Raw genomic sequence first — 20,574 nt, 5'->3', positions numbered from 1 at the left:
GTTTTTTCAGCGCCGCGCTTTTGCTGGCGGGCAAATATCCGCAAAATCCGCGGTCTTTTTTCGCAGGTAACGGAACGTGGCGATGAAAACCACCTGGGACATCTTCTGCACGGTCGTCGACAACTATGGCGACATTGGCGTCACCTGGCGCCTGGCGCGCCAGCTGGTGGCCGAGCACGACCTGGCGGTGCGCCTGTGGGTGGACGACCTGCAGGCTTTCGTGCGCCTGTGTCCCGAAGCCGATGGCGGCGCCGCGCAGCAATGGCAGCAGGGCGTGGAAGTGCGCCACTGGCCGGCGGACTGGCAGGCGCTGGCGCCCGCCGACGTGGTGATCGGCGCCTTCGGCTGCCGCCTGCCACCGGCCTATGTTGAGGCCCTGGCCACGCGCCAGCCGCGCGCGCTGTGGTTGAACCTCGAGTACCTCAGCGCCGAGGACTGGGTCGAAGGTTGCCATGGCCTGACCTCGCCCCAGGGCAATGGCCTGCGCACGGTGTTCTTCTTTCCAGGGTTCACCGAGGGCACCGGCGGGCTGCTGCGCGAAGGCCCGTTGCTGGCGCGGCGTGACGCGCTGCTGGGCGACTCGGCCACGCGCCAGGCTTTCCTCGCCGGGCTCGGCGTGCACGCGCAGCCCGGCACGCGGCTGATTTCACTGTTCGCCTATGAAAACGGCCAGTTGGGGAGTTGGCTCGATGCCATGGCCCAGGACGACGTGCCCAGCCATCTGCTGGTGCCCGAGGGGCGCATCCTGGCCGATCTGCGCGCCTGGCTGGGCGAACCCGGCTTCGGCGTAGGCGATGTCCGCCAGCAGGGCGCGTTGACGTTGCAGGTACTGCCGTTCGTCAGCCAGGACGACTACGATCGCCTGCTCTGGTGCTGCGATTTCAACGCCGTGCGCGGCGAGGACTCGTTCGTCCGTGCGCAGTGGGCGGGCAAGCCGCTGCTCTGGCACATCTACGTACAGGATGAGAACGCCCATTGGGAAAAACTCGAGGCGTTCCTGGCGCATTATCGCCAGGGCCTGTCGGAGGCGGCGGGCGACGTACTGGTGGAATTGTGGCGGGCCTGGAACATGGACCGCGACATGGGCGCGGCCTGGCGCGGGGTGCTGCGGCACTTGCCGGAGCTGCAACGGCATGCCGACCAATGGTGTGCGGTTCAGGCCGCTCGGCCGGACCTTGCCACGACGCTGGTACAGTTTTACCGAAATTCGCTATGATACGCGGCCTCGATTTTTATAAATCCATCCAGATTCGGATATTGCGTAATGAAAACTGGTAAAGAGCTGAAACCCGGTACCGTACTGCGGATCGACAACGACCCGTGGCTGGTCCAGAAAGCCGAGTTCACCAAGTCCGGTCGCAACAGCGCGATCATGAAGACCAAGCTGAAGAACCTGTTGACCGGCTACAAGACCGAAACCGTCTACTTCGCCGACGACAAACTGGACGACGTGATCCTCGACCGCAAGGAAGTGACCCTGTCCTTCATCAGTGGTGATGCGTACACCTTCATGGACACCACCGACTACACCATGTACGAACTGAACGCCGAGGACATCGACGCCGTTCTGCCGTACATCGAAGAAGGCATGCAGGACGTCTGCGCCCTGACCATGTACGAAGAGAAAGTGGTTTCGGTAGAACTGCCGACCACCATCAGCCGTCAGGTCGTCTACACCGAGAACGCTGCTCGCGGCGACACCTCGGGCAAGGTCATGAAGCCTGCCAAGCTGGCCAACGGTACCGAAGTACAAGTTGCCGACTTCATCGAAATCGACGAGATGATCGACATCGACACTCGCGATGGCTCCTTCAAGGGCCGTTCCAAGAAGTAATCCTTCTTGCGATGAGCACGAAAAACCCGGCCTCGGCCGGGTTTTTTTGTGCCTGTGGAACCGTGCCGCCTTCATCGCGGGGCAAGTCGCAGCGGCGTCCTCAGACAGTCACATGCAACCGCACATCCACATTGCCGCGGGTGGCGTTGGAGTAAGGGCAGACCTTGTGCGCCTTTTCCACCAGCCCTTCGGCGTCGGCCTGGGCCAGGCCCGGCAGGTTGATGTGCAGGTCGATGTCCAGGCCGAAACCGCCCGGGATCTGGCCGATGCCGACGTTGGCGGTGATCGACGCATCCGCAGGCAGGGCCTTTATCTCCTGGCCGGCGACGAACTTCAGCGCGCCAATGAAGCAGGCCGAGTAGCCGGCGGCGAACATCTGCTCGGGGTTGGTGCCGTCACCGCCTGCGCCACCCAGTTCCTTGGGGGTGCTCAGCTTGACTTCCAGCTTGCCGTCGCTGGAGCGGGATTTGCCATCACGACCACCGGTGGAGGTGGCTTCTGCGATGTACAGCGGAGTGACCTTTTGCATCTTGAGCCTCGCTTGAGTGCTGCGCGCCGTCGGCGCTGAGTGGGTATGAATTTAATTTAGCGCGCAATTATTTAGTGCGCAAGCTAAATAATCGACCATTCATCCGAACAGCCATCTCACAGCTTAGACGTCAGAGGTTTTCTTGCAGCTGCGCACGCAGGGCGACCAGGTCGGCCTGCAGCTTGCGTAGCTGCTCGGCGCTGTGGCCGCTGGCCTGCAGGATGCACTGCGGCACGCGCTGGGCCTCGGCCTGCAGGGCGCGGCCCTGGTCGGTCAGTTGCACCAGCACCACCCGTTCATCCTCACGGCTGCGGCTGCGCTTGAGCAGACCCTCGCTTTCCAGGCGCTTGAGCAGCGGTGTCAGCGAACCGGGGTCGGTGAGCAGGCGCTGGCTGATCTCGCCCACGGTCAGGCCGTCCTGTTCCCACAAGACCAGCATGGCCAGGTATTGCGGGTAGGTCAGGCCCAGTGCCTGCAGCAGGGGCTTGTAGACCTTGGTCATCAGCAACGAGGTCGAGTGCAGGGCGAAGCAGACCTGGTTGTCCAGCAGCAGCGCGTCGCAGGGGGCTTGGGTGTCGGCGTTCATGCAGGTCCTTGGAATCGGTAAGGGTTAAAATCTAGCACGCCAAAGCTTGGTGCGCTCATTGCCAGCGCAGCTCGCTTCTCAGCGCCAGGTCCCAGGGCGGCACCGGGCTGAAACGGCTCTTGAGGAATTCGAGCAGCAAGCGGCTGCGAGAGTTCGTTTCATGTTCCAGACGCAGGGCATAAATGCCGCTGGTCTCGGGCTCCGGCAGGCCGTTGTCGCAGAACAGCGGGAGCAGTTCGCCGCGCAGCAGGTAGTCGCTGATCAGCCAGGTGGGTAGGTGTGCGACGCCCAAGCCGGCCAGGGCGCCGAACAGCAGGGTCTCGGCGTTGTTGGCGGCCATGCGCATGCGCGCCGGGCGGTACAGGCGGGTCTGGCCGTCGACCGCGAAGCGCCAGGCGAACGGCGGAGCCAGTCCGTCCCAGTCGAGGCCGTCGTGCCCGGGTAGCTCGCTGGGGCAGGCCGGCACCCCGCGGCTGGCCAGGTACCCGGGGCTGGCACAGGCGATGCGCACCATGTAGGCCAAGGGCGTGGCCACCAGGCGGGTGTCGGCAAGGGGGCCGGCGCGCAGCACCAGGTCCACCTCGCCCAGGTGGCTGCCGTGCAGGTCGACGAAGCTGTCGATCAGGCGCAGCTGCACGTCGAGCCCGGGATAGGCCACCAGGAAGTCGGCGATGGCCGGGGCCAGGTGGCGACGGCCGAAGGCGGCTGGTGCGTCGATGCGGATCAAGCCTTCCGGGGCATTGCTCAATGAAACCGCCTCGGCGCGCGCCAGGCGCAGCTCCTCGATGATGCGCCGGGCCCGCTCGGCGAAGGCGTTGCCGGCCGGCGTCGGGCGCACGGCGTGGGTGCTGCGCGAGAACAGGCGGCTGCCAACCGCGCTTTCCAGGCTGTCGATGCGCCGCGCCACGGCGGAGGGCGTCAATGGGTGGCGCCGGGCGGCGGCGGAGAAACTGCCGGTTTCCAGCACGTCGAGGAACAGGCTGAGTTGTTCGGTGAGGATGTCGGGGCTCATGGCGGCTCGGTGCTTGTGCGAAATGCGCAAAGCCATTGTGCGCTGCTATGCGTTTCCCCGCCAGCCGTGACTGGCTAGCATGCCCTCATTCTCTGAAAGCAGGCGGATGAGGCGCTGATGATCGAGTGGGTGATGTATATCGTGCTGGGGGCCGCGCTCGGCACCTTGGGTGGGCTGTTCGGCATCGGCGGCGGGTTGATCGCCATTCCGGTGCTGGGCGTGCTGTTCGGCCTTGACCAGCAGTTGGCCCAGGGCACCGCCCTGGTGATGGTGGTGCCCAACGTGCTGCTGGCGCTGTGGCGCTACCACCAGCGCAACCGCATCGAGCTGCGCCATGCTGTGCCGTTGTCGCTGTGCAGCTTCGTGTTCGCCTGGCTGGGGTCGATCTGGGCGGTGGGCATCGATGCCCAGTCGATGCGCCTGTACTTCGTCGGTTTTCTGGTGGCGCTGGCGATCTGGAACGTGGCACGGATGTTCCTGCCGGTGCGACCGCCGAGCAACCAGCTGCGTTATCCGTGGCCCTGGCTGGGCGTGCTGGGCAGCTTCGCCGGGACCATGGGCGGGCTGTTCGGCGTGGGCGGGGCGGTGGTGGCCACGCCGATCCTGACCTCGGTGTTCGGCACTACCCAGGTGGTGGCCCAGGGGCTGTCGCTGGCATTGGCGGCGCCGAGCACCATGGTGACACTGTTGACCTACGGGGTGCACCAGAGTGTCGACTGGGGCATCGGCGTTCCGCTGGCCGTGGGTGGGTTGCTGAGCATCAGTTGGGGAGTGAAGCTGGCCCATGCGTTGCCGGAGAAGGTCTTGCGCACGCTTTTCTGCGGGTTTTTGGTGGTGTGTGCGGTGATGCTTGGGTTCGAGCTTTAGTATGTAGGGGCTTCTGCGCAGCCCTTTCCGACCGGTCCGACGCCTCGGCAAGGCCGCTCCCACAGAAGATCGCGTACCTCTGTGGGAGCGGCCTTGCCGAGGCGTCGGACCGGTCGGAAAGGGCCGCAAAGCGGCCCCCGGATCCCATCCTTCATTTGAACCCTTCGACGATGTACTCGGCCATGCAGTCGGTGATCGGCGAATGCTGCTGGTCGTTGCGCAGCAGCATCACATTGGCCATGTGCAACTGCGGCAGGCCGTCGTCCGCGCCGAGGATGCGCAGGTCGCCACCGATCAGGCTCTGCAGCTGCGCGGTCACCGCCAGCCCGGCATGCACGATGGCGAAGATCGCCGCCAGGCTCGGGCTGGTGTAGGCGATGCGGTACTCGATGCCCTCGCGCTCCAGGGCATTGCAGGTCCAGGCGCGGCAGAAGCAGTCGGTGTTGAACAGCGCCAGCGGCATCGGCCGCTGCTCGTGGGGGCAGAAGCCTTTGGCCGCGGCCCACACCAGGCGCTCCTGGCGCAGCAGCTGGCCAACTTCGTTGCCCGGCTCGCGGGTGACGATGGTCAGGTCCAGGTCCTGGCGCAGCATCAACTGCTTGGACGAATCGCAGTGCACCTCGACATGGATCAGCGGGTACGCCTGGGCGAAACGGGTGAGGATGCCCGGCAGGTAGCGCATGGCGTAGTCGTCCGGGGTGCCGATGCGCACCACGCCGACCATGTGCGGCATGCGCAGGGTGTTGAACACCTCGCCGTGCAGCTTGAGGATACGCCGGGCATAGCCCAGCAGGACCTGGCCCTCGGCGGTGAGGCGCACCTGGCGGCCGTCACGCTCGAACAGCTGGCGCTGCAGGATGTCCTCTTCCAGGCGCTTCATCTGCATGCTCACCGCCGACTGGGTGCGGTTGACCACCTCGCCGGCGCGGGTGAAGCCGCCTTGCTCGGCGATGGCGACGAAGGTGCGCAGCACGTCCGCGTCGAGACTCTGATACTGGGACATGGCATCAATCTCCGAGATGCATGGCATCAGAAACATTCGTTGGATTGATCTTAGGCCTGGGCAGAGACTGGAGCCATCCACACGGAGGGCGTCAAGATGAAAGGTCATTTCAACGTTGCTCACCAGCCTGGGTCTACCCTCGGCCACCTGTTGCACGATGTCGGCGGGCGGCTGCTGCGCTGGTACGAACTGCACCGCCAGCGCGATGAACTGGCGCGCCTGAGCGATGCCACGCTGCACGACCTGGGGTTGTCGCGGGCCGATATCCAGCAGGAGGCCGACCGGCATTTCTGGGAAGACCCGCTGCGTAAATGAAGAGGGCTACAATCGCCGGACAAACCTGTCCGGCGATTGCGTCTTTACTGTCTGAACATCAGACGGAGCCCACTGCATGTCCCTCAGCCTGTCCCTCGCCCAGGCCCGCCGCCTGGCCTTGTCTGCTCAGGGCTTCGGCAAGTCGCCCGGCGGCCCGCCGACCCTTGCCAGTCTCACACGGATGTTCCAGCGCCTGGGCGTGGTGCAGATCGACTCGGTCAATGCCCTGGTGCGCTCCCACTACCTGCCGCTGTTCTCGCGCCTGGGCGACTATTCGCGCGACCTGCTCGACCAGCTCGCCTGGGGCCAGCGCCGCCAGCGCCGGTTGTTTGAATACTGGGGCCATGAAGCATCGTTGCTGCCGCTGGCGTTGTACCCGCTGATGCGCTGGCGCATGGCCCATGCCGCCGACGGCAAGGGCATCTACCGGCAACTGGCCGCGTTCGGCCGCGAGCGGCGCGAGGTGATCGAGCGGGTACTGGCGGCGGTTCGCGACCAGGGCGCGCTGGGCGCGGGCAGCCTGTCCACCCGCGAGGAGCGCGCCGGCCCCTGGTGGGACTGGAGCGAAGAAAAGCATGCGCTGGAATGGCTGTTCGCCGCCGGCGAGGTCACCGTGGCCGGGCGTCGCGGGTTCGAGCGCCTGTACGACCTGCCCGAGCGGGTGCTGCCGGCGACCCTCCTAGAGCAGGCCCAACCCAACGAGGCCGAAGCGCACCAGGGCTTGCTGCTGCACGCCGCGGTTGCCCTGGGCGTGGCCACCGAACAGGACCTGCGTGATTACTTTCGCCTCTCGCCGCAGCAGAGCAAGGCCGCCCTGGCCGTATTGGTCGAGGACGGGCGCCTGCAGGCCTGCACGGTGCAGGGCTGGAAACAACCAGCCTATGTCGCGGGCGTGCCACGGGTTCCCCGGCGCATCGAAGCCAGCGCCTTGCTCTCGCCTTTTGATTCACTGGTCTGGGCGCGTGAGCGTACCGAGCGCCTGTTCGACTTCCGCTACCGCCTTGAGATCTACACCCCGGCGCACAAGCGGGTGTACGGCTACTACGTGCTGCCGTTTCTTTATCGGGAGCGCATTGCCGCGCGGGTGGATCTGCGCGCCGAGCGCGCCCACGGGCGGTTGGCGGTGCATGCAGTGCACGAGGAACCGGCAGGGCTGGACGGGGAAGGGTATCTGGCGCTGGCGGCCAACTTGCAGCGGCTAGCCGCCTGGCTGGGGCTGGAGAGGGTGCAGCTCAACTGCCCCCGCGCCGAGGGCAGCCGGCTGCGTCAGGCGTTGCTCAGCGGCGTACCTGCTTGAGGGTTTCGGCAATCAGGAACGCCAGCTCCAGCGATTGGTCGGCGTTCATCCGCGGGTCGCAGTGGGTGTGGTAGCGGTCGGACAGTGCATCTTCGGTGATCGGCCGGGCGCCGCCGATGCACTCGGTGACGTTCTGCCCGGTCATCTCGATGTGGATACCGCCGGCGTGGCTGCCCTCGGCCTGGTGCACCTGGAAGAACTGCTTGACCTCGTCGAGGATCTGCGCGAAATCGCGGGTCTTGTAGCCGCTGCTGGCCTTGATGGTGTTGCCGTGCATCGGATCGGAGCTCCACAGCACTTGGCGCCCCTCGCGCTGCACGGTGCGGATCAGCCCCGGCAGGTGGTCGCCGACCTTGCCGGCGCCCATGCGCACGATCAGGTTCAGGCGGCCCGGGTCGTTGTCCGGGTTGAGCACGTCGATCAGGCGGATCAGCTCCTCGGGGTTCATGCTCGGGCCGACCTTGACCCCGATCGGGTTGTGCACGCCGCGCAGGAACTCGACATGGGCGCCGTCGAGCTGGCGCGTGCGGTCGCCGATCCACAGCATGTGCGCCGAGCAGTCGTAGTAGTCGCCGGTCAGGCTGTCGCTGCGCACGAAGGCTTCCTCGTAGTTGAGCAGCAACGCTTCGTGGGCGGTGAAGAAGCTGGTTTCACGCAGTTGCGGCGCGGTGTCCAGGCCGCAGGCGCGCATGAAGGCCAGGGTCTCGTCGATGCGGTTGGCCAACTGGTGGTACTTGTCGGCCAGCGCCGAGTTGGCGATGAAGTCCAGGTTCCACTTGTGCACCTGGTGCAGGTCGGCAAAGCCGCCCTGGGCGAAGGCGCGCAGCAGGTTGAGGCTGGCGGTGGCCTGGTGGTAGGCCTGCAGCAGGCGGTCGGGGTCGGGGACGCGACTTTTTTCGTCGAAGCCGATGCCGTTGACGATGTCGCCGCGGTAGGCGGGCAGGGTGATGTCGCCGATGGTCTCGTCGTTGGCCGAGCGCGGCTTGGCGAACTGGCCGGCCATGCGCCCGACCTTGACCACCGGGCAGCCGGCGGCGAAGGTCATGACAATGGCCATCTGCAGCAGCACCTTGAAGGTGTCGCGGATCTTCGCCGCGGAGAACTCGGCGAAGCTCTCGGCGCAGTCGCCGCCCTGCAGCAGGAACGCCCGGCCCTGGGTCACCTCGGCGAACTGCCGGCGCAGCTCGCGGGCTTCGCCGGCGAACACCAGCGGCGGGTAGCTGGCCAAAGTCTGCTCCACCTTCAGCAGGTGTGCGGCGTCGGGGTAGATCGGTTGCTGCTGGATCGGCAGGGCGCGCCAGCTGTCAGGGGTCCATTGTCGGGTCATTGCAAGCTCTATCCATAAGTGTCGTTAAGGCCTGTCGGTCATGGTACGCCCGGGTGTGCTTGTTGCACCACCGGCATTGGCGGACAATGGGCCTTTTGCGCGGGCAGGTGGTAGGGATGGCGACGGAGCGGGAAGAGCGGCTGCTGGCACGGGTCGAGGACGCCTTTGGCGTCATCAGCGTCTACGAGGTGGATGACTATCGCTTCCTCGAGTTCGGCGACGCCATCGAGCAGAGCTGCACCTTCACCGCCGACCCCAGCTGGCTGGAGTACGACTACACCCGCGCCATGCTGGTCGGCGCGCTGTGCCACGGGCAGCCGGAGAGCGCGCTGTTCCTCGGCCTTGGCGCCGGCACCCTGACCCAGGCGTGCCTGAAGTTCCTGCCGCTGGAGGATGTCGAGGCCATCGAGCTGCGCCCTGATGTGCCGCGTCTGGCCATGGAGTACATGGGCCTGGACGACGACCCGAGGCTGTATGTGCGGGTGGGCGACGCCCTCGAACTGCTGCCCAGCGCGGAGAAGGCCGACCTGCTGTTTGTCGACCTGTATACCGACTATGGCCCCGGCGTCGGCCACCTGGCCTGGGGTTTCCTTGAGAACTGCCAGAAGCAGCTCAACCCCGATGGCTGGCTGGTGATCAACCAGTGGGCCGGGGACGACGGCAAGCCGTTGGGCGCGGCCTTGTTGCGTGGGTTGTATCACCGGCATTACTGGGAGCTGCCGGTGAAGGAGGGCAACGTGATCCTGCTGGTGCCGGCGGACCTTGAGCAGACGCTGGACATCGATGCCGTGCGGGCGCGGGCCGCCGCGCTGGCGCCACGTTTGGGCTATTCGCTGGAGTACCTGATCAAGGCCATCCGTCCGGCGACCTGATCCGGATGTACGCGTCTGCAGGGAAACGATTCAGCCTGGATCCAATGTGAGTCTGGATCTTCGAAATATTTCTCACAACTCACGGCTATTTCGGGTATAGTACGCGCCGGTCTTTTAGCGGACCTCAAAATCAGGTGGTGCAAATCCTCCGAATCCAGCTTCGGCTGCGCGTCCGCTAGGCGGACCTCCCCAAGACGTTCCTATTTCAATCGTTTTCGCAAATCCCCGCCGCCAAAGCTGCCTGGGTGACCGTTTGGTCTTTCAAGGCATGTGCAGCTTTGGAGCATGGGTCTTTGCGGATGCACCTAGAGGCAGACCCATGACCCAGGAAACCGGCGGATTCGCCGCTCTCGAACTCAATCCGAACATCGTTGCTGCCGTCCTGGCCACCGGCTATGAAGAGCCGTCGGCCATTCAGCAACAGTCGATCCCGATCATCCTCGCCGGTCACGACATGATCGGCCAGGCGCAGACTGGCACCGGCAAGACCGCTGCCTTCGCCCTGCCGATCCTCAACAAGATCGATGTGAGCAAGCGCGAACCGCAAGCCCTGATCCTGGCGCCAACCCGTGAGTTGGCGCTGCAAGTAGCCACCGCTTTCGAAACCTACGCCAAGCAGATGCCGGGCGTTAACGTGGTGGCCGTGTACGGTGGTGCCCCGATGGGCCCACAGCTGCGTGCCATTCGCAATGGCGCACAGATCGTCGTCGCCACCCCGGGCCGCCTGTGCGACCACCTGCGCCGCGACGAGAAAGTCCTGTCCACCGTCCAGTACCTGGTGCTCGACGAAGCCGACGAAATGCTCAAGCTGGGCTTCATGGATGACCTCGAAGTGATCTTCGATGCCATCCCTGCCACCCGCCAGACCGTGCTGTTCTCCGCCACCCTGCCGGCCTCGATCCGTGCCATCGCCGAGCGCCACCTGCGCGAGCCGAAGCACGTCAAGATCCAGAGCAAGACCCAGACCGTGACCGCGATCGAGCAGGCCCACCTGATGGTCCACGCCGACCAGAAGATCCCGGCCGTGCTGCGCCTGCTGGAAGTGGAAGAGTTCGACGCGCTGATCGCCTTCGTGCGCACCAAGCAGGCCACCCTGGACCTGGCCGCCGCCCTGGAAGCCAAAGGCTACAAGGCTGCCGCGCTGAACGGCGACATCGCCCAGAACCAGCGTGAGCGCGTGATCGACTCGCTCAAGGATGGCCGCCTGGACATCGTCGTCGCCACCGACGTCGCTGCCCGTGGCCTGGACGTACCGCGTATCACCCACGTGTTCAACGTCGACATGCCGTACGATCCGGAGTCCTACGTGCACCGTATCGGCCGTACCGGCCGTGCCGGTCGCGATGGCCGTGCGCTGCTGCTGGTCACCCCGCGTGAGCGTCGCATGCTGCAGGTGATCGAGCGTGTCACCGGCCAGAAAGTCGCCGAAGCCCGCCTGCCTAACCCGCAAGCCGTGCTGGATGCGCGCATCAAGAAGCTGACCAAGAGCCTGGCGCCGCTGGTGGCCGAGTCCGAAGCCAGCCACGGCGAACTGTTCGACCGCCTGACCGCCGACCTGGGCTGCACCCCGCGTGCCCTGGCCGCGGCGCTGCTGCGCAAGGCCACCAACGGCCAGGCGCTGGACCTGGCTTCGGTGGAGCGCGAGCAGCCGCTGGTGCCGACCTACACCCCGCGTGAGCGTGGTGAGCGCACCGAGCGCGGCGAGCGTCCGGACCGTGGTGACCGCGAGCGCCGCGCGCCGATGCCGCTGGCCGAAGGCCGCGTGCGTTGCCGTACCGCCTTGGGTGCCCGTGACGGCATCGCCGCCAAGAACCTGCTGGGCGCGATCCTCAACGAGGGTGGCCTGGCGCGTGACGCCATCGGTCGCATCCAGGTGCGTGACAGCTTCAGTCTGATCGAGCTGCCGGAAGACGGCCTCGAGCGCCTGCTGACCAAGCTCAAGGACACCCGCGTTGCCGGCAAGCAATTGAAGCTGCGTCGCTACCGCGAAGATTGATCTTGGCGCTGCAATAAAAAATCCCCGGCCTTCTGGCCGGGGATTTTTTTGCCTGGCGATCAGCTGACCCCGATCCCTGTAGGGGCAGCCTCGCGCCCCCCTGGCGCACATCAGTCGAACCGATAGATATCCATCCCCAGCGCCCCCAGCGTAAACCCCTGGTGCACGATGCCAAATCGCCCGCCAGCCCCCATGACAAAGAACAACGGCAAAAGGTGTTCATCACTGGGATGGTTGCGCACCGCAAACGGCGCCTGCCGCCGATAATCCACAAGCCCCGTCTCATCCCCGGCACTCAACCGATCCACCACCCAGTCACGAAACGCCAGCGCCCAGGGCTCGACCGCATCCGGCCCGGCGTGCCAGTCAAGCTCGCCCAGGTTATGGGTGATACTGCCCGAGCCGATCAGCAGGATGCCTTCCTCGCGCAGTGCCGACAGCGCCCGGCCAACCTTCAGTTGCAGATCGGGACCGGCCTGGCTGGGTAGCGACACCTGAACCACTGGAATATCCGCCTCGGGATACATCAGTGAAAGCGGCACCCAGGCACCATGGTCGAAGGGCCGCTGCTCATCCAGTCGGGCCCCCAGAAGTTCGGACAACCGCCTGGCCAGTGCCGGTTCGCCGGGTGCCGGGTACTGCACCGCATACAGCGCCGGCGGAAAACCATGGAAGTCATGCCAGGTCTGCGGCTGCGGGTTGCCCATCACCAGCAGTTCGCGGGTCTCCCAGTGCGCCGACACCACCACGATCGCTTTCGGGCGGGGCAAGGTGCGGGCCAGCGTGGCCAGGGCCGGGCCGCTGGCGCCGGGTTGCAGGGCGAGCATGGGCGATCCGTGGGAGATGAACAGGCTGGGCAGCATGGCGGGGTCCTGGCAGGTAAGATGCAGCCATCTTCGATCAGCCTTCGATCAAGATCCAATATAAGTTTTCACAGCCTTTTATCGAAAAACCGGGAGGGATCATGGAGCCAGCGTTCTGGCACAAGCGGTGGGCGGACAACCAGATTGGCTTTCACCAACCGCAGGTGAATCCATATCTGCAGGCGCACTGGCCGACCTTGGGGTTGGCCCCGGGGTCGCGGGTGCTGGTGCCGCTGTGCGGCAAGAGCCTGGACCTGCTCTGGCTGGCCGCCCAAGGTTATCGGGTGCTAGGGGTGGAGCTGTCGCGCAGGGCGGTGGCGGACTTCTTCACCGAGCATGGCTTGGTGGCGCAAATTTCCCGGCACGGTGCCTTCGAGGTGTGGCGCAGCGACGAGGTGGAGCTGTGGTGCGGGGATGTGTTCGCCCTGCGTGCCGAGGATCTGGCGGATTGCGCGGGGGTGTATGACCGGGCGGCGCTGATCGCCTTGCCGGTGGCGATGCGCGAGCGGTACATGGCGTTGCTGGGAGAGCGGTTGCCGGCGGCCTGTCGGGGGCTGCTGGTGACCCTGGAGTACGACCAGGCATTGATCGACGGACCGCCGTTCTCGGTGCCGGACGCCGAAGTGCGGGCAGGTTTTGTCGGGTGGCGGGTCGATGAGGTCGAGGCGCGGGAGATTCTCGACGAGAGTCCGAAGTTTTTGAAGGCCGGTGTGACGAGCCTGCTGGAGCGTGTTTATCGGCTAAGACGCTGAGCTGGCGCTCCCACAGGGGAGGGCGACATGGCAAATAGCAAATAGAAAGGGCGACCGAAGTCGCCCTTTCTTGTTGCTGCCTGGATCAACCGCGACGGCGCAGGGCGTCGATACGGTCTTCCAGCGGCGGGTGGCTCATCAGCAGGCCGGCCAGGCCATGCTTGAGGCCGCCATTGATGCCGAAGGCCTTCAGGGTGTCGGGCATGTGCACCGGCAGGCCCTGTTCCGAGCGCAGGCGCTGCAGCGCGCCGATCATTGCACCGGTGCCGGCCAGGTGGGCGCCGGCTTCGTCGGCGCGGAACTCGCGGCGACGCGAGTACCACATGACGATGATGCTGGCGAGGATGCCCAGTACCAGCTCGGCGACGATGGTCGCGATGAAGTAGGCGATGCCGTGGCCTTCTTCGTTCTTGAAGATCACCCGGTCGACGAAGTTGCCGATGATGCGGGCGAAGAACATCACGAAGGTGTTCACCACGCCCTGCACCAGCGCCATGGTGACCATGTCGCCGTTGGCCACGTGGCCGATCTCGTGGGCCAGCACCGCGCGCACCTCATCGGGCGAGAAGCGCTCCAGCAGGCCCTGGGAAACGGCGACCAGCGCGTCGTTGCGGTTCCAGCCGGTGGCGAAGGCGTTGGCCTCGTAGGCCGGGAAGATACCCACCTCGGGCATCTTGATGCCGGCCTCGCGGGACAGCTCCTCGACGGTCTGCAGCAGCCATTGTTCGTGGCGGGTGCGGGGCTGGGTGATGATCTGGGTGCCGGTGGTCATCTTTGCCATCCACTTGGAGATGAACAGCGAGACGAGCGAGCCAGCGAAACCGAACACGGCGCAGAAGACCAGCAGCTGGCCGAGGTTGAGGTCAACCCCGTTGGCCGCCATGAACCCGTTGAAGCCGAACAGGCTCAGGGTAATGCTTGCAACCAGCACCACCGCGAGGTTGGTGGCTACAAACAACAGAATGCGCATCATGGTTGTTACGTTCTCCTGACGGATAAGTTCGTTGCGTACTGCGGGGTATATAAGGGGGAGGGCGCGGCTATTCAACCGGGCGACTATTTCAAACTGTGTACGCGAGGAGTATGGCAGAGGATGCCGAGAGGGCTGTGGGATAGAGCGTTGCAGGATGTAAGGGGGTAGGAGCGGCCGGCCCGACGCCTCGGCAAGGCTCGCTCCTACCTCGGGGCCGTGTTACTGCGAATAGGTCCGCAGGAAGTTACCGATCCGGCCAATGGCCTGTTCCAGGTCATCCACCCGTGGCAGCGTCACCACGCGGAAGTGGTCCGGCCACGGCCAGTTGAACGCCGTGCCCTGGACGATCAGCAGCTTTTCCGACAGCAGCAGGTCAAGCACGAACTTCTCGTCGTTGAAGATCGGGCAGACCTTCGGGTCGATCTTCGGGAACGCGTACAGCGCGCCCATCGGCTTGACGCAGCTTACCCCGGGGATGGCATTGAGCAGCTCGTAGGTGCGGTTGCGCTGCTCGAGCAAGCGGCCCGGTGGCAGCACCAGGTCGTTGATGCTCTGGTAGCCGCCCAGGGCGGTCTGGATCGCGTGCTGGGCCGGCACGTTGGCGCACAGGCGCATGTTGGCCAGCATGTCGATGCCTTCGATGTAGCTCTGGGCGTGATGCTTGGGCCCGGAGATGATCAGCCAGCCGGAGCGGAAGCCCGCCACCCGGTACGACTTGGACAAGCCGTTGAAGGTCAGGCACAGCAGGTCCGGAGCCAGGGACGCTGTGCTGATGTGCACGGCCTCGTCATAGAGGATCTTGTCGTAGATCTCGTCGGAGAACACCACCAGGTTGTGCTGGCGCGCCAGCTCCAGCATGCCCAGCAGCAGCTCCCTGGAGTACACCGCGCCCGTCGGGTTGTTCGGATTGATGATCACCAGGGCCTTGGTGTTCGGGGTGATCTTGGCCTTGATGTCGTCCAGGTCCGGGAACCAGTCGGCCTGCTCGTCGCACAGGTAGTGCACCGGTTTGCCGCCGGCCAGGCTCACCGCGGCGGTCCACAGCGGGTAGTCAGGCGCCGGGATCAGCACCTCGTCGCCATTGTTGAGCAGCGCCTGCATCGACATCACGATCAGTTCGGACACACCGTTGCCCAGGTAGATGTCCTCGATGGTGACGCCTTCGATTTCCTTCTGCTGGCAATACTGCATCACCGCCTTGCGTGCGCTGAACAGGCCCTTGGAGTCGCTGTAGCCCTGGGCGGTGGGCAGGTTGCGGATGACGTCCTGGAGGATCTCGTCCGGCGCCTCGAAACCAAACGGCGCCGGGTTGCCGATGTTCAGCTTGAGGATGCGATGGCCTTCCTCTTCCAGGCGTTTGGCGTGCTTGAGCACTGGGCCGCGAATGTCGTAGCAGACATTGGCGAGCTTGTTCGATTTGCTGAACTGCATGATGAGATCCCGAGTGAGAATACGCGCCGCCCTTGCTCGAAAGGTTTGAAAGGGCGGGAAGCGGGTGCCAGACTGGCTGCCTTGCACACGAAGCCAACTAATATACGTGCCACCCGCGCCAGGGAAAAGCCGGTGCGAGGTGAAAATCAGCCTGCCGAGGTTCCATCATGCAAAAGATCGACAAAACCCTGGACGAATGGCGCGCCATGCTCGATCCGGCCCAGTACCAGGTGTGCCGGCTCAAGGGCACCGAGCGTCCGTTCAGCGGCAAGTACAACAGCGAGCGCGGCGACGGCATCTACCACTGCATCTGCTGTGACCTGCCGCTGTTCGACGCCAAGGCCAAGTTCGATTCCGGCTGCGGCTGGCCGAGCTTTTACGAGCCGATTCAGGAGGCCGCGATGATCGAGATCCGCGACACCTCCCACGGCATGATCCGCACCGAAGTCACCTGCGCCCGGTGCGACGCCCACCTGGGCCATGTATTTCCCGACGGCCCGCCGCCGACCGGGCTACGCTACTGCATCAACTCGGTGTGCCTGGACCTCAAGCCACGCGATTGACGGAGAGCGAACATGGCCGATGCGCTGCTGGACATCCCCTGCGTCACCCTCGGTGGCGAACAGAAAGTGCTGGGCGACTTCGCCGGCAAGGCGCTGCTGGTGGTCAACACCGCCAGCCAGTGCGGTTTCACCCCGCAGTACAAGGGCCTCGAACGCCTGTGGCAGGACTACCGCGACCAGGGCCTGGTGGTGCTGGGCTTTCCCTGCAACCAGTTCGGCAAGCAGGAACCGGGCGATGCCCGCGAGATCGCGCAGTTCTGCGAGCTCAACTTCGGCGTGAGTTTCCCGCTGTTTCGCAAGATCGAGGTCAACGGCCCCGGTGCCCACCCGCTGTTCGCCGAGCTCAAGCGCCGCGCGCCGGGCGTGCTGGGCACGCAGAAGATCAAGTGGAACTTCACCAAGTTCCTGGTCGATCCGCGCACCGGCAAGGTCAGCCGCTTTGCCCCGACCACCAAGCCCGAGGCGCTGAAGTCGGCGATCGAGCCGCTGCTCAACCGCTGATCGGCACCCAGTGCTCGATCAGCGCCAGCAGTTCCTCGCGGCGAAACGGCTTGGCCAGGTAGTCGTTCATGCCCGCGGCGCGGCAGCGCTCGCGCTCCTCGGGCATGGCGTTGGCGGTCAGCGCGACGATCGGCAGCTCTGGCCAGCGGCTGCTCTGGCGGATGCGCCGGCTGGCCTCGTAGCCATCCATCACCGGCATGTTGCAGTCCATCAGCACCAGGTCGAAGCTGCCTTGCTCCAGGCTGTCCAGGGCTTCCTGGCCGTGGGCGGCCACCTGCACCTGGCAGCCGAGCTTGCCCAGCATGCCCTTGGCCACCAGCTGGTTCACCGGGTTGTCCTCCACCAGCAGGATACGCGCCCTTAGCTCGCGCGAGGCCGGCACCTCGTGGGGCAGGGGCGCGTTGGGCTCGCCCTGCAAGGTGCGGCGCAGGGTCTGGTACAGAGCGTTGCGCGCCAGGGGGCGGGCCAGTTGTTGCAGGGGCGCCAGCTGCTCGGCCTGCTCGGCGGGCAGGAAATTGCCGTAGGCGGTCACCAGCAGGATTGGCGCCTCGATGGCCGGGCGCAGGTCGAGCACGTGGTCCAGATCGTCGGTGATCAGCAGGTCGACGGCCGTGCCTGTCAGTTCGCTGGCGTTCTCGTGGCGCGTGTATTCCAGCCCCCAGCGTGGCAGCAGCCCCTGCAGCAGCTCGGCCAGGCCGCTGCCGGGGTTGCCCAGGGCCACCACCCGCCCGCTCAGCGGCGCCGGCGGGATCGCCGCGGTGTGCGCCGGTAGCGGCAGGTCGGCGCTAAAGCGGCTGCCGAAGCCGGTCTCGGAATGGATATGCAGATGCCCCTGCATGGCCTGGCACAGGTTGCGGGTCAGGGCCAGGCCCAGGCCGGTGCCGCCATACTGGCGGGTGATGCCGGCGCCGGCCTGGGTGAACGGCTGGAAGATCCGCGCCTGGGCCTCCTCGGGGATGCCGATGCCGGTGTCGCTCACCTCCAGGCGGACGCCGCCGACGATGCTGCTCAGGCGCACGTCGACGCGGCCGAAACGGGTGAACTTGAGGGCGTTGGACAACAGGTTGCTGACGATCTGCCGCACCCGGGTCGGGTCACCCAGCACCGTGCTTGGGAAGTCCGGGGCGACCAGGCAGGTCAGTTCGACACTGGGCGCGGCATTTTGCGACAGCAGGTTGGCGGTGTCTTCGACCATCGCGCCGAGGTCGAACGGAATGCGCTCCAGTTCCAGCTGGCCGGCATCGAACTTGGACAGGTCGAGGATATCGTTGAGCAACTCCACCAGCACCTTGCCCGAGTCGTGGGCGATCGACAGCTGCTGGCGCTGCTCGGGCGCCAGGCCGCTGTCCAGGGCCAGGGCGATCATGCCCAGCATGCCGTTGAGCGGGGTGCGGATCTCGTGGCTCATGTTGGCCAGGAAGGCGGCGCGCGCCTGGGCCATGTCCAGGGCGCGCTGGCGCGCCTCGTCCAGCTCCTGGTTGGACAGGCTCAGGCGGCTGTTGCTGGCCTTGAGCTCGTTGGTGCGTGCCGAGACGATGTCTTCCAGCTCGTTGAGGTATTGGGTCAGGCGGTTCTCGGCGGTGCGCCGCTGCTGGATCTCGGTGGCCATGCTGACGAACTGCTGGTTGGCGACCCGCACCAGCACGCCGATCTCGTCGTTCTCGTGGCCCTTTGGGCAGTCCACCCGGTTCTGCCTGGGCGTGCGCGCATCGTTGCCGCTGAGCGCGCCGATCACCGTCACCAGTGGCTTGGTCAGCATCAGGTAGAACAGCCCCAGGAGGATGCCGGTAAGCACCAGGCTGCGGGCGAAACCGTTGACCAGGGTGACCCCGGCGCGGTCGAGGAAGCGTGCGCCGAAGGTGTAGGTGTCGACATCCAGGTAAAGGGTGCCCAGGTATTCATCGGGCATATGGGCGAGGAACAGCCGGTCCTGGAACTGGCGCTGCTCGCCGAACAGGAAGTCCGACAGCGCCCGGTAGCGGCTTTCCATGCTGGGGCGCTGCACATCGGCCAGCACCGTGTCGTTGTTGTCGATCAGCCGCGCGCGGATCAGCGCCGGCGATTTCAGCAGGCCGCCGGTCAGCTCCTGGGCCAGCTCCGTGTCGATGTTGTAGGCGATGCGCGAGGCCGTGTCGTGGCTGATCTTCAGCAGTGCCTGAATTTCACGGTTGATGGACGCGTCTTCGCTGGCATAATCGATGCCGATCTGGATGAGACTGAGCAATGTTCCCAGGATGAAGCCGACCAGGACTGTCAACCGGGCTTGCTTGTATGACAGGCGATTGGTGAACTTGATATCCATGGGTCCCAAGCCGGTTACTTGCTCCGTGCGCTGCGCAAGCATAGCCGATCAGCCCTGGCTGCTGGCGGGTCTGTCTGTTCATTTCAGTTGATCGTCGATTAAGGGCCGCTGCGGCCCCAAAAAACTGAAATCAATAGGAGTCGTCATGGACGCCCGTCTCAATGCTTTTCTCGACCGCGCAGAATCCGTCCTCGCCCGCCTCGAACCCCTGCTGCCGGCCCCACGCCCGGACATCGACTGGACCCGTACCCTGGCCGCCCGCTGGCAACGCGACGGCCGCAGCGGCTACCTGATGCCGCTGGAGGTCAGCCTCGACATCCGCCTGTCCGACCTGATCGGTGTCGACCAGCAGCGCGAACAGCTGGGCCGCAATACCCACCAGTTCATCAACGGCATGCCGGCCAACCACGCCCTGCTGTGGGGCTCGCGCGGCACCGGCAAGTCGTCGCTGGTGCGGGCGCTGTTGGCCGAGCATGCGGGCCAGGGCCTGCGCCTGATTGAAATCGAGCGCGACCACCTGGCCGACCTGCCACGGGTGGTCGAGCAACTGCAAAAACGTGAACAACGCTTCATCCTGTTCTGCGACGACCTGTCGTTCGAAGCCGGGGAGGGCGATTACCGGGTGCTCAAGAGCGTGCTCGACGGCTCGCTGGAACAGGCCCCGGACAACGTGCTGCTATACGCCACCTCCAACCGCCGCCACCTGGTGCCGGAGAAGCAGAGCGACAACGAGAACTGGAAGATGGTCGACGGCGAGCTGCACCCCAACGAAGCGGTGGAGGACAAGATCGCCCTGTCCGACCGCTTCGGCCTGTGGCTGTCGTTCTACCCGTTCAGCCAGGAGCACTTCCTCAACGTGGTCGAGCACTGGATCGGCCAGCTGGCGCGCCCGGCCGGGCTGCAGTGGCAGCGCAGCGAAGCGCTCGACATCCTCGCCGTGCGCTGGGCCACCGGCCGCGGTAACCGTAATGGCCGTTGTGCCTATCAGTTCGCCCGCTACTGGGTCGGGCTGCAATTGCTGGAGCAGAAATAAATGATCGACCTCAACGCCAGTGGCCAAGGCCTCGATGGCTACGACTTGCTGGCCGCGCAAGTGCAGGCGCTGTTCGCCAACGAGCGCGACTTCATCGCCAACGCCGCGCAGTTCTCGGCGTTTCTCTACAACCAGGTAGAGGACCTGAACTGGGCGGGCTTCTATATCAACCGCAACGAAGCGCTGGTGCTCGGCCCGTTCCAGGGTCAGGTGGCGTGCGTGCGCATCCCGTTCGGTCGGGGCGTATGCGGCGCCGCGGCGGCCACCCGCACGACCCAGCGGGTCGAGGACGTGCACGCGTTTCCCGGGCATATCGCCTGTGACAGCGCGTCCAACAGCGAACTGGTAATTCCGTTGGTCAAGGCCGGAAGGCTGATCGGCGTGCTCGACCTGGACAGCCCGAAGCTGGCGCGCTTCAGCGAGGCCGACCAGGCAGGGCTGGAGCGGTTGGTCGAGGTGTTCCTCGCGTTGACCGATTGCTGAAATGAAGAAGGGGCCTGCGAAGGCCCCTTTCTTTT

General features: G+C 65.4%; 21 protein-coding genes. 12 read left to right on the top strand and 9 right to left on the bottom strand.

Annotation, left to right across the window (positions count from 1 at the left end; translation table 11 throughout):
* The first annotated feature begins 82 nt into the window (after positions 1-82).
* On the top strand, positions 83-1,216 hold the full coding sequence (gene earP / locus AC25ND_RS13625) for an elongation factor P maturation arginine rhamnosyltransferase EarP (RefSeq protein WP_084941794.1): 1,134 nt from the start codon (positions 83-85) through the stop codon (positions 1,214-1,216).
* 48 nt (positions 1,217-1,264) lie between these two features.
* Complete coding sequence (gene efp, locus AC25ND_RS13620; RefSeq protein ID WP_062573262.1) at positions 1,265-1,834, top strand: elongation factor P; 570 nt, start codon at positions 1,265-1,267, stop codon at positions 1,832-1,834.
* A gap of 100 nt (positions 1,835-1,934) precedes the next feature.
* Here efp and AC25ND_RS13615 read toward each other — a convergent pair whose 3' ends face one another.
* The 3 genes from AC25ND_RS13615 to AC25ND_RS13605 all read right to left on the bottom strand — a co-directional run bounded on the left by AC25ND_RS13615 (position 1,935) and on the right by AC25ND_RS13605 (position 3,961).
* Entirely contained in the window at positions 1,935-2,363 is a 429-nt protein-coding gene (locus AC25ND_RS13615; RefSeq protein ID WP_486976389.1) for an organic hydroperoxide resistance protein, read from the bottom strand.
* 130 nt (positions 2,364-2,493) lie between these two features.
* Positions 2,494-2,949, bottom strand: coding sequence for a MarR family winged helix-turn-helix transcriptional regulator (locus AC25ND_RS13610; protein ID WP_062361615.1), 456 nt, complete (start codon positions 2,947-2,949; stop codon positions 2,494-2,496).
* A gap of 55 nt (positions 2,950-3,004) precedes the next feature.
* Complete coding sequence (locus AC25ND_RS13605; protein WP_069017510.1) at positions 3,005-3,961, bottom strand: LysR family transcriptional regulator; 957 nt, start codon at positions 3,959-3,961, stop codon at positions 3,005-3,007.
* A gap of 117 nt (positions 3,962-4,078) precedes the next feature.
* Here AC25ND_RS13605 and AC25ND_RS13600 point away from each other — a divergent pair, with 117 nt between their 5' ends.
* Positions 4,079-4,828, top strand: coding sequence for a sulfite exporter TauE/SafE family protein (locus AC25ND_RS13600; RefSeq protein ID WP_186597654.1), 750 nt, complete (start codon positions 4,079-4,081; stop codon positions 4,826-4,828).
* Positions 4,829-4,979: 151 nt separating this feature from the next.
* Here the strand turns inward: AC25ND_RS13600 and AC25ND_RS13595 are convergent, their stop codons facing one another.
* Positions 4,980-5,831: a LysR substrate-binding domain-containing protein gene (locus tag AC25ND_RS13595; protein ID WP_069017542.1), complete on the bottom strand. Its 852-nt coding sequence runs from the start codon at positions 5,829-5,831 to the stop codon at positions 4,980-4,982.
* A 96-nt stretch (positions 5,832-5,927) separates the two neighbouring features.
* On the opposite strand from AC25ND_RS13595, the gene AC25ND_RS13590 reads away from it, so the two are divergent.
* Entirely contained in the window at positions 5,928-6,146 is a 219-nt protein-coding gene (locus AC25ND_RS13590) for a DUF1127 domain-containing protein (protein WP_062361634.1), read from the top strand.
* Positions 6,147-6,222: 76 nt separating this feature from the next.
* Positions 6,223-7,443 carry a winged helix-turn-helix domain-containing protein gene (locus AC25ND_RS13585; protein ID WP_186597720.1) on the top strand — a complete coding sequence of 407 codons (1,221 nt, stop codon included), beginning with the start codon at positions 6,223-6,225 and terminating at the stop codon, positions 7,441-7,443.
* Here AC25ND_RS13585 and AC25ND_RS13580 read toward each other — a convergent pair.
* On the bottom strand, positions 7,424-8,770 hold the full coding sequence (locus AC25ND_RS13580; protein ID WP_062361639.1) for a class II 3-deoxy-7-phosphoheptulonate synthase: 1,347 nt from the start codon (positions 8,768-8,770) through the stop codon (positions 7,424-7,426). The genes AC25ND_RS13585 and AC25ND_RS13580 overlap by 20 nt on opposite strands.
* 116 nt (positions 8,771-8,886) lie before the next feature.
* Between AC25ND_RS13580 and AC25ND_RS13575 the strand changes: the two genes are divergently transcribed.
* Positions 8,887-9,642, top strand: a complete 756-nt coding sequence (locus AC25ND_RS13575) for a spermidine synthase (RefSeq protein ID WP_182323005.1) — start codon at positions 8,887-8,889, stop codon at positions 9,640-9,642.
* A gap of 319 nt (positions 9,643-9,961) precedes the next feature.
* On the top strand, positions 9,962-11,638 hold the full coding sequence (locus AC25ND_RS13570) for a DEAD/DEAH box helicase (RefSeq protein ID WP_028691727.1): 1,677 nt from the start codon (positions 9,962-9,964) through the stop codon (positions 11,636-11,638).
* Between the two features lie 110 nt (positions 11,639-11,748).
* Here the strand turns inward: AC25ND_RS13570 and AC25ND_RS13565 are convergent, their stop codons facing one another.
* Entirely contained in the window at positions 11,749-12,501 is a 753-nt protein-coding gene (locus tag AC25ND_RS13565) for a DODA-type extradiol aromatic ring-opening family dioxygenase (protein WP_236179189.1), read from the bottom strand.
* A 101-nt stretch (positions 12,502-12,602) separates the two neighbouring features.
* Between AC25ND_RS13565 and AC25ND_RS13560 the strand changes: the two genes are divergently transcribed.
* The gene (locus AC25ND_RS13560) at positions 12,603-13,253 is read left to right on the top strand and encodes a thiopurine S-methyltransferase (protein ID WP_182323007.1); all 651 of its coding nucleotides are present in this window, start codon (positions 12,603-12,605) and stop codon (positions 13,251-13,253) included.
* A gap of 85 nt (positions 13,254-13,338) precedes the next feature.
* Here AC25ND_RS13560 and htpX read toward each other — a convergent pair whose 3' ends face one another.
* Positions 13,339-14,226, bottom strand: coding sequence for a protease HtpX (gene htpX / locus AC25ND_RS13555; protein ID WP_028691724.1), 888 nt, complete (start codon positions 14,224-14,226; stop codon positions 13,339-13,341).
* A 219-nt stretch (positions 14,227-14,445) separates the two neighbouring features.
* Positions 14,446-15,657, bottom strand: coding sequence for a pyridoxal phosphate-dependent aminotransferase (locus tag AC25ND_RS13550; RefSeq protein ID WP_028691723.1), 1,212 nt, complete (start codon positions 15,655-15,657; stop codon positions 14,446-14,448).
* A gap of 167 nt (positions 15,658-15,824) precedes the next feature.
* On the opposite strand from AC25ND_RS13550, the gene msrB reads away from it, so the two are divergent.
* Positions 15,825-16,220, top strand: a complete 396-nt coding sequence (msrB, locus tag AC25ND_RS13545; RefSeq protein WP_028691722.1) for a peptide-methionine (R)-S-oxide reductase MsrB — start codon at positions 15,825-15,827, stop codon at positions 16,218-16,220.
* 12 nt (positions 16,221-16,232) lie between these two features.
* Positions 16,233-16,721 carry a glutathione peroxidase gene (locus tag AC25ND_RS13540; RefSeq protein WP_069017516.1) on the top strand — a complete coding sequence of 163 codons (489 nt, stop codon included), beginning with the start codon at positions 16,233-16,235 and terminating at the stop codon, positions 16,719-16,721.
* Here AC25ND_RS13540 and AC25ND_RS13535 read toward each other — a convergent pair.
* Entirely contained in the window at positions 16,711-19,065 is a 2,355-nt protein-coding gene (locus AC25ND_RS13535) for a response regulator (RefSeq protein ID WP_213884078.1), read from the bottom strand. The genes AC25ND_RS13540 and AC25ND_RS13535 overlap by 11 nt on opposite strands.
* A 103-nt stretch (positions 19,066-19,168) precedes the next feature.
* Here AC25ND_RS13535 and AC25ND_RS13530 point away from each other — a divergent pair, with 103 nt between their 5' ends.
* A complete protein-coding gene (locus tag AC25ND_RS13530) occupies positions 19,169-20,056 on the top strand; it encodes an ATP-binding protein (RefSeq protein ID WP_028691719.1) in 888 nt (295 codons plus the stop codon).
* Positions 20,057-20,539 (top strand): GAF domain-containing protein, encoded by a 483-nt coding sequence (locus tag AC25ND_RS13525; protein WP_288522183.1) that lies wholly within the window; start codon positions 20,057-20,059, stop codon positions 20,537-20,539. It begins immediately after the preceding gene.
* The last annotated feature ends 35 nt before the right edge of the window (positions 20,540-20,574 follow it).

The organism is Pseudomonas sp. P110(2024), from assembly GCF_057480795.1.
Note: the sequence above shows the minus strand (reverse complement) of the source record. Positions and strands in the feature narration are given on the sequence as shown.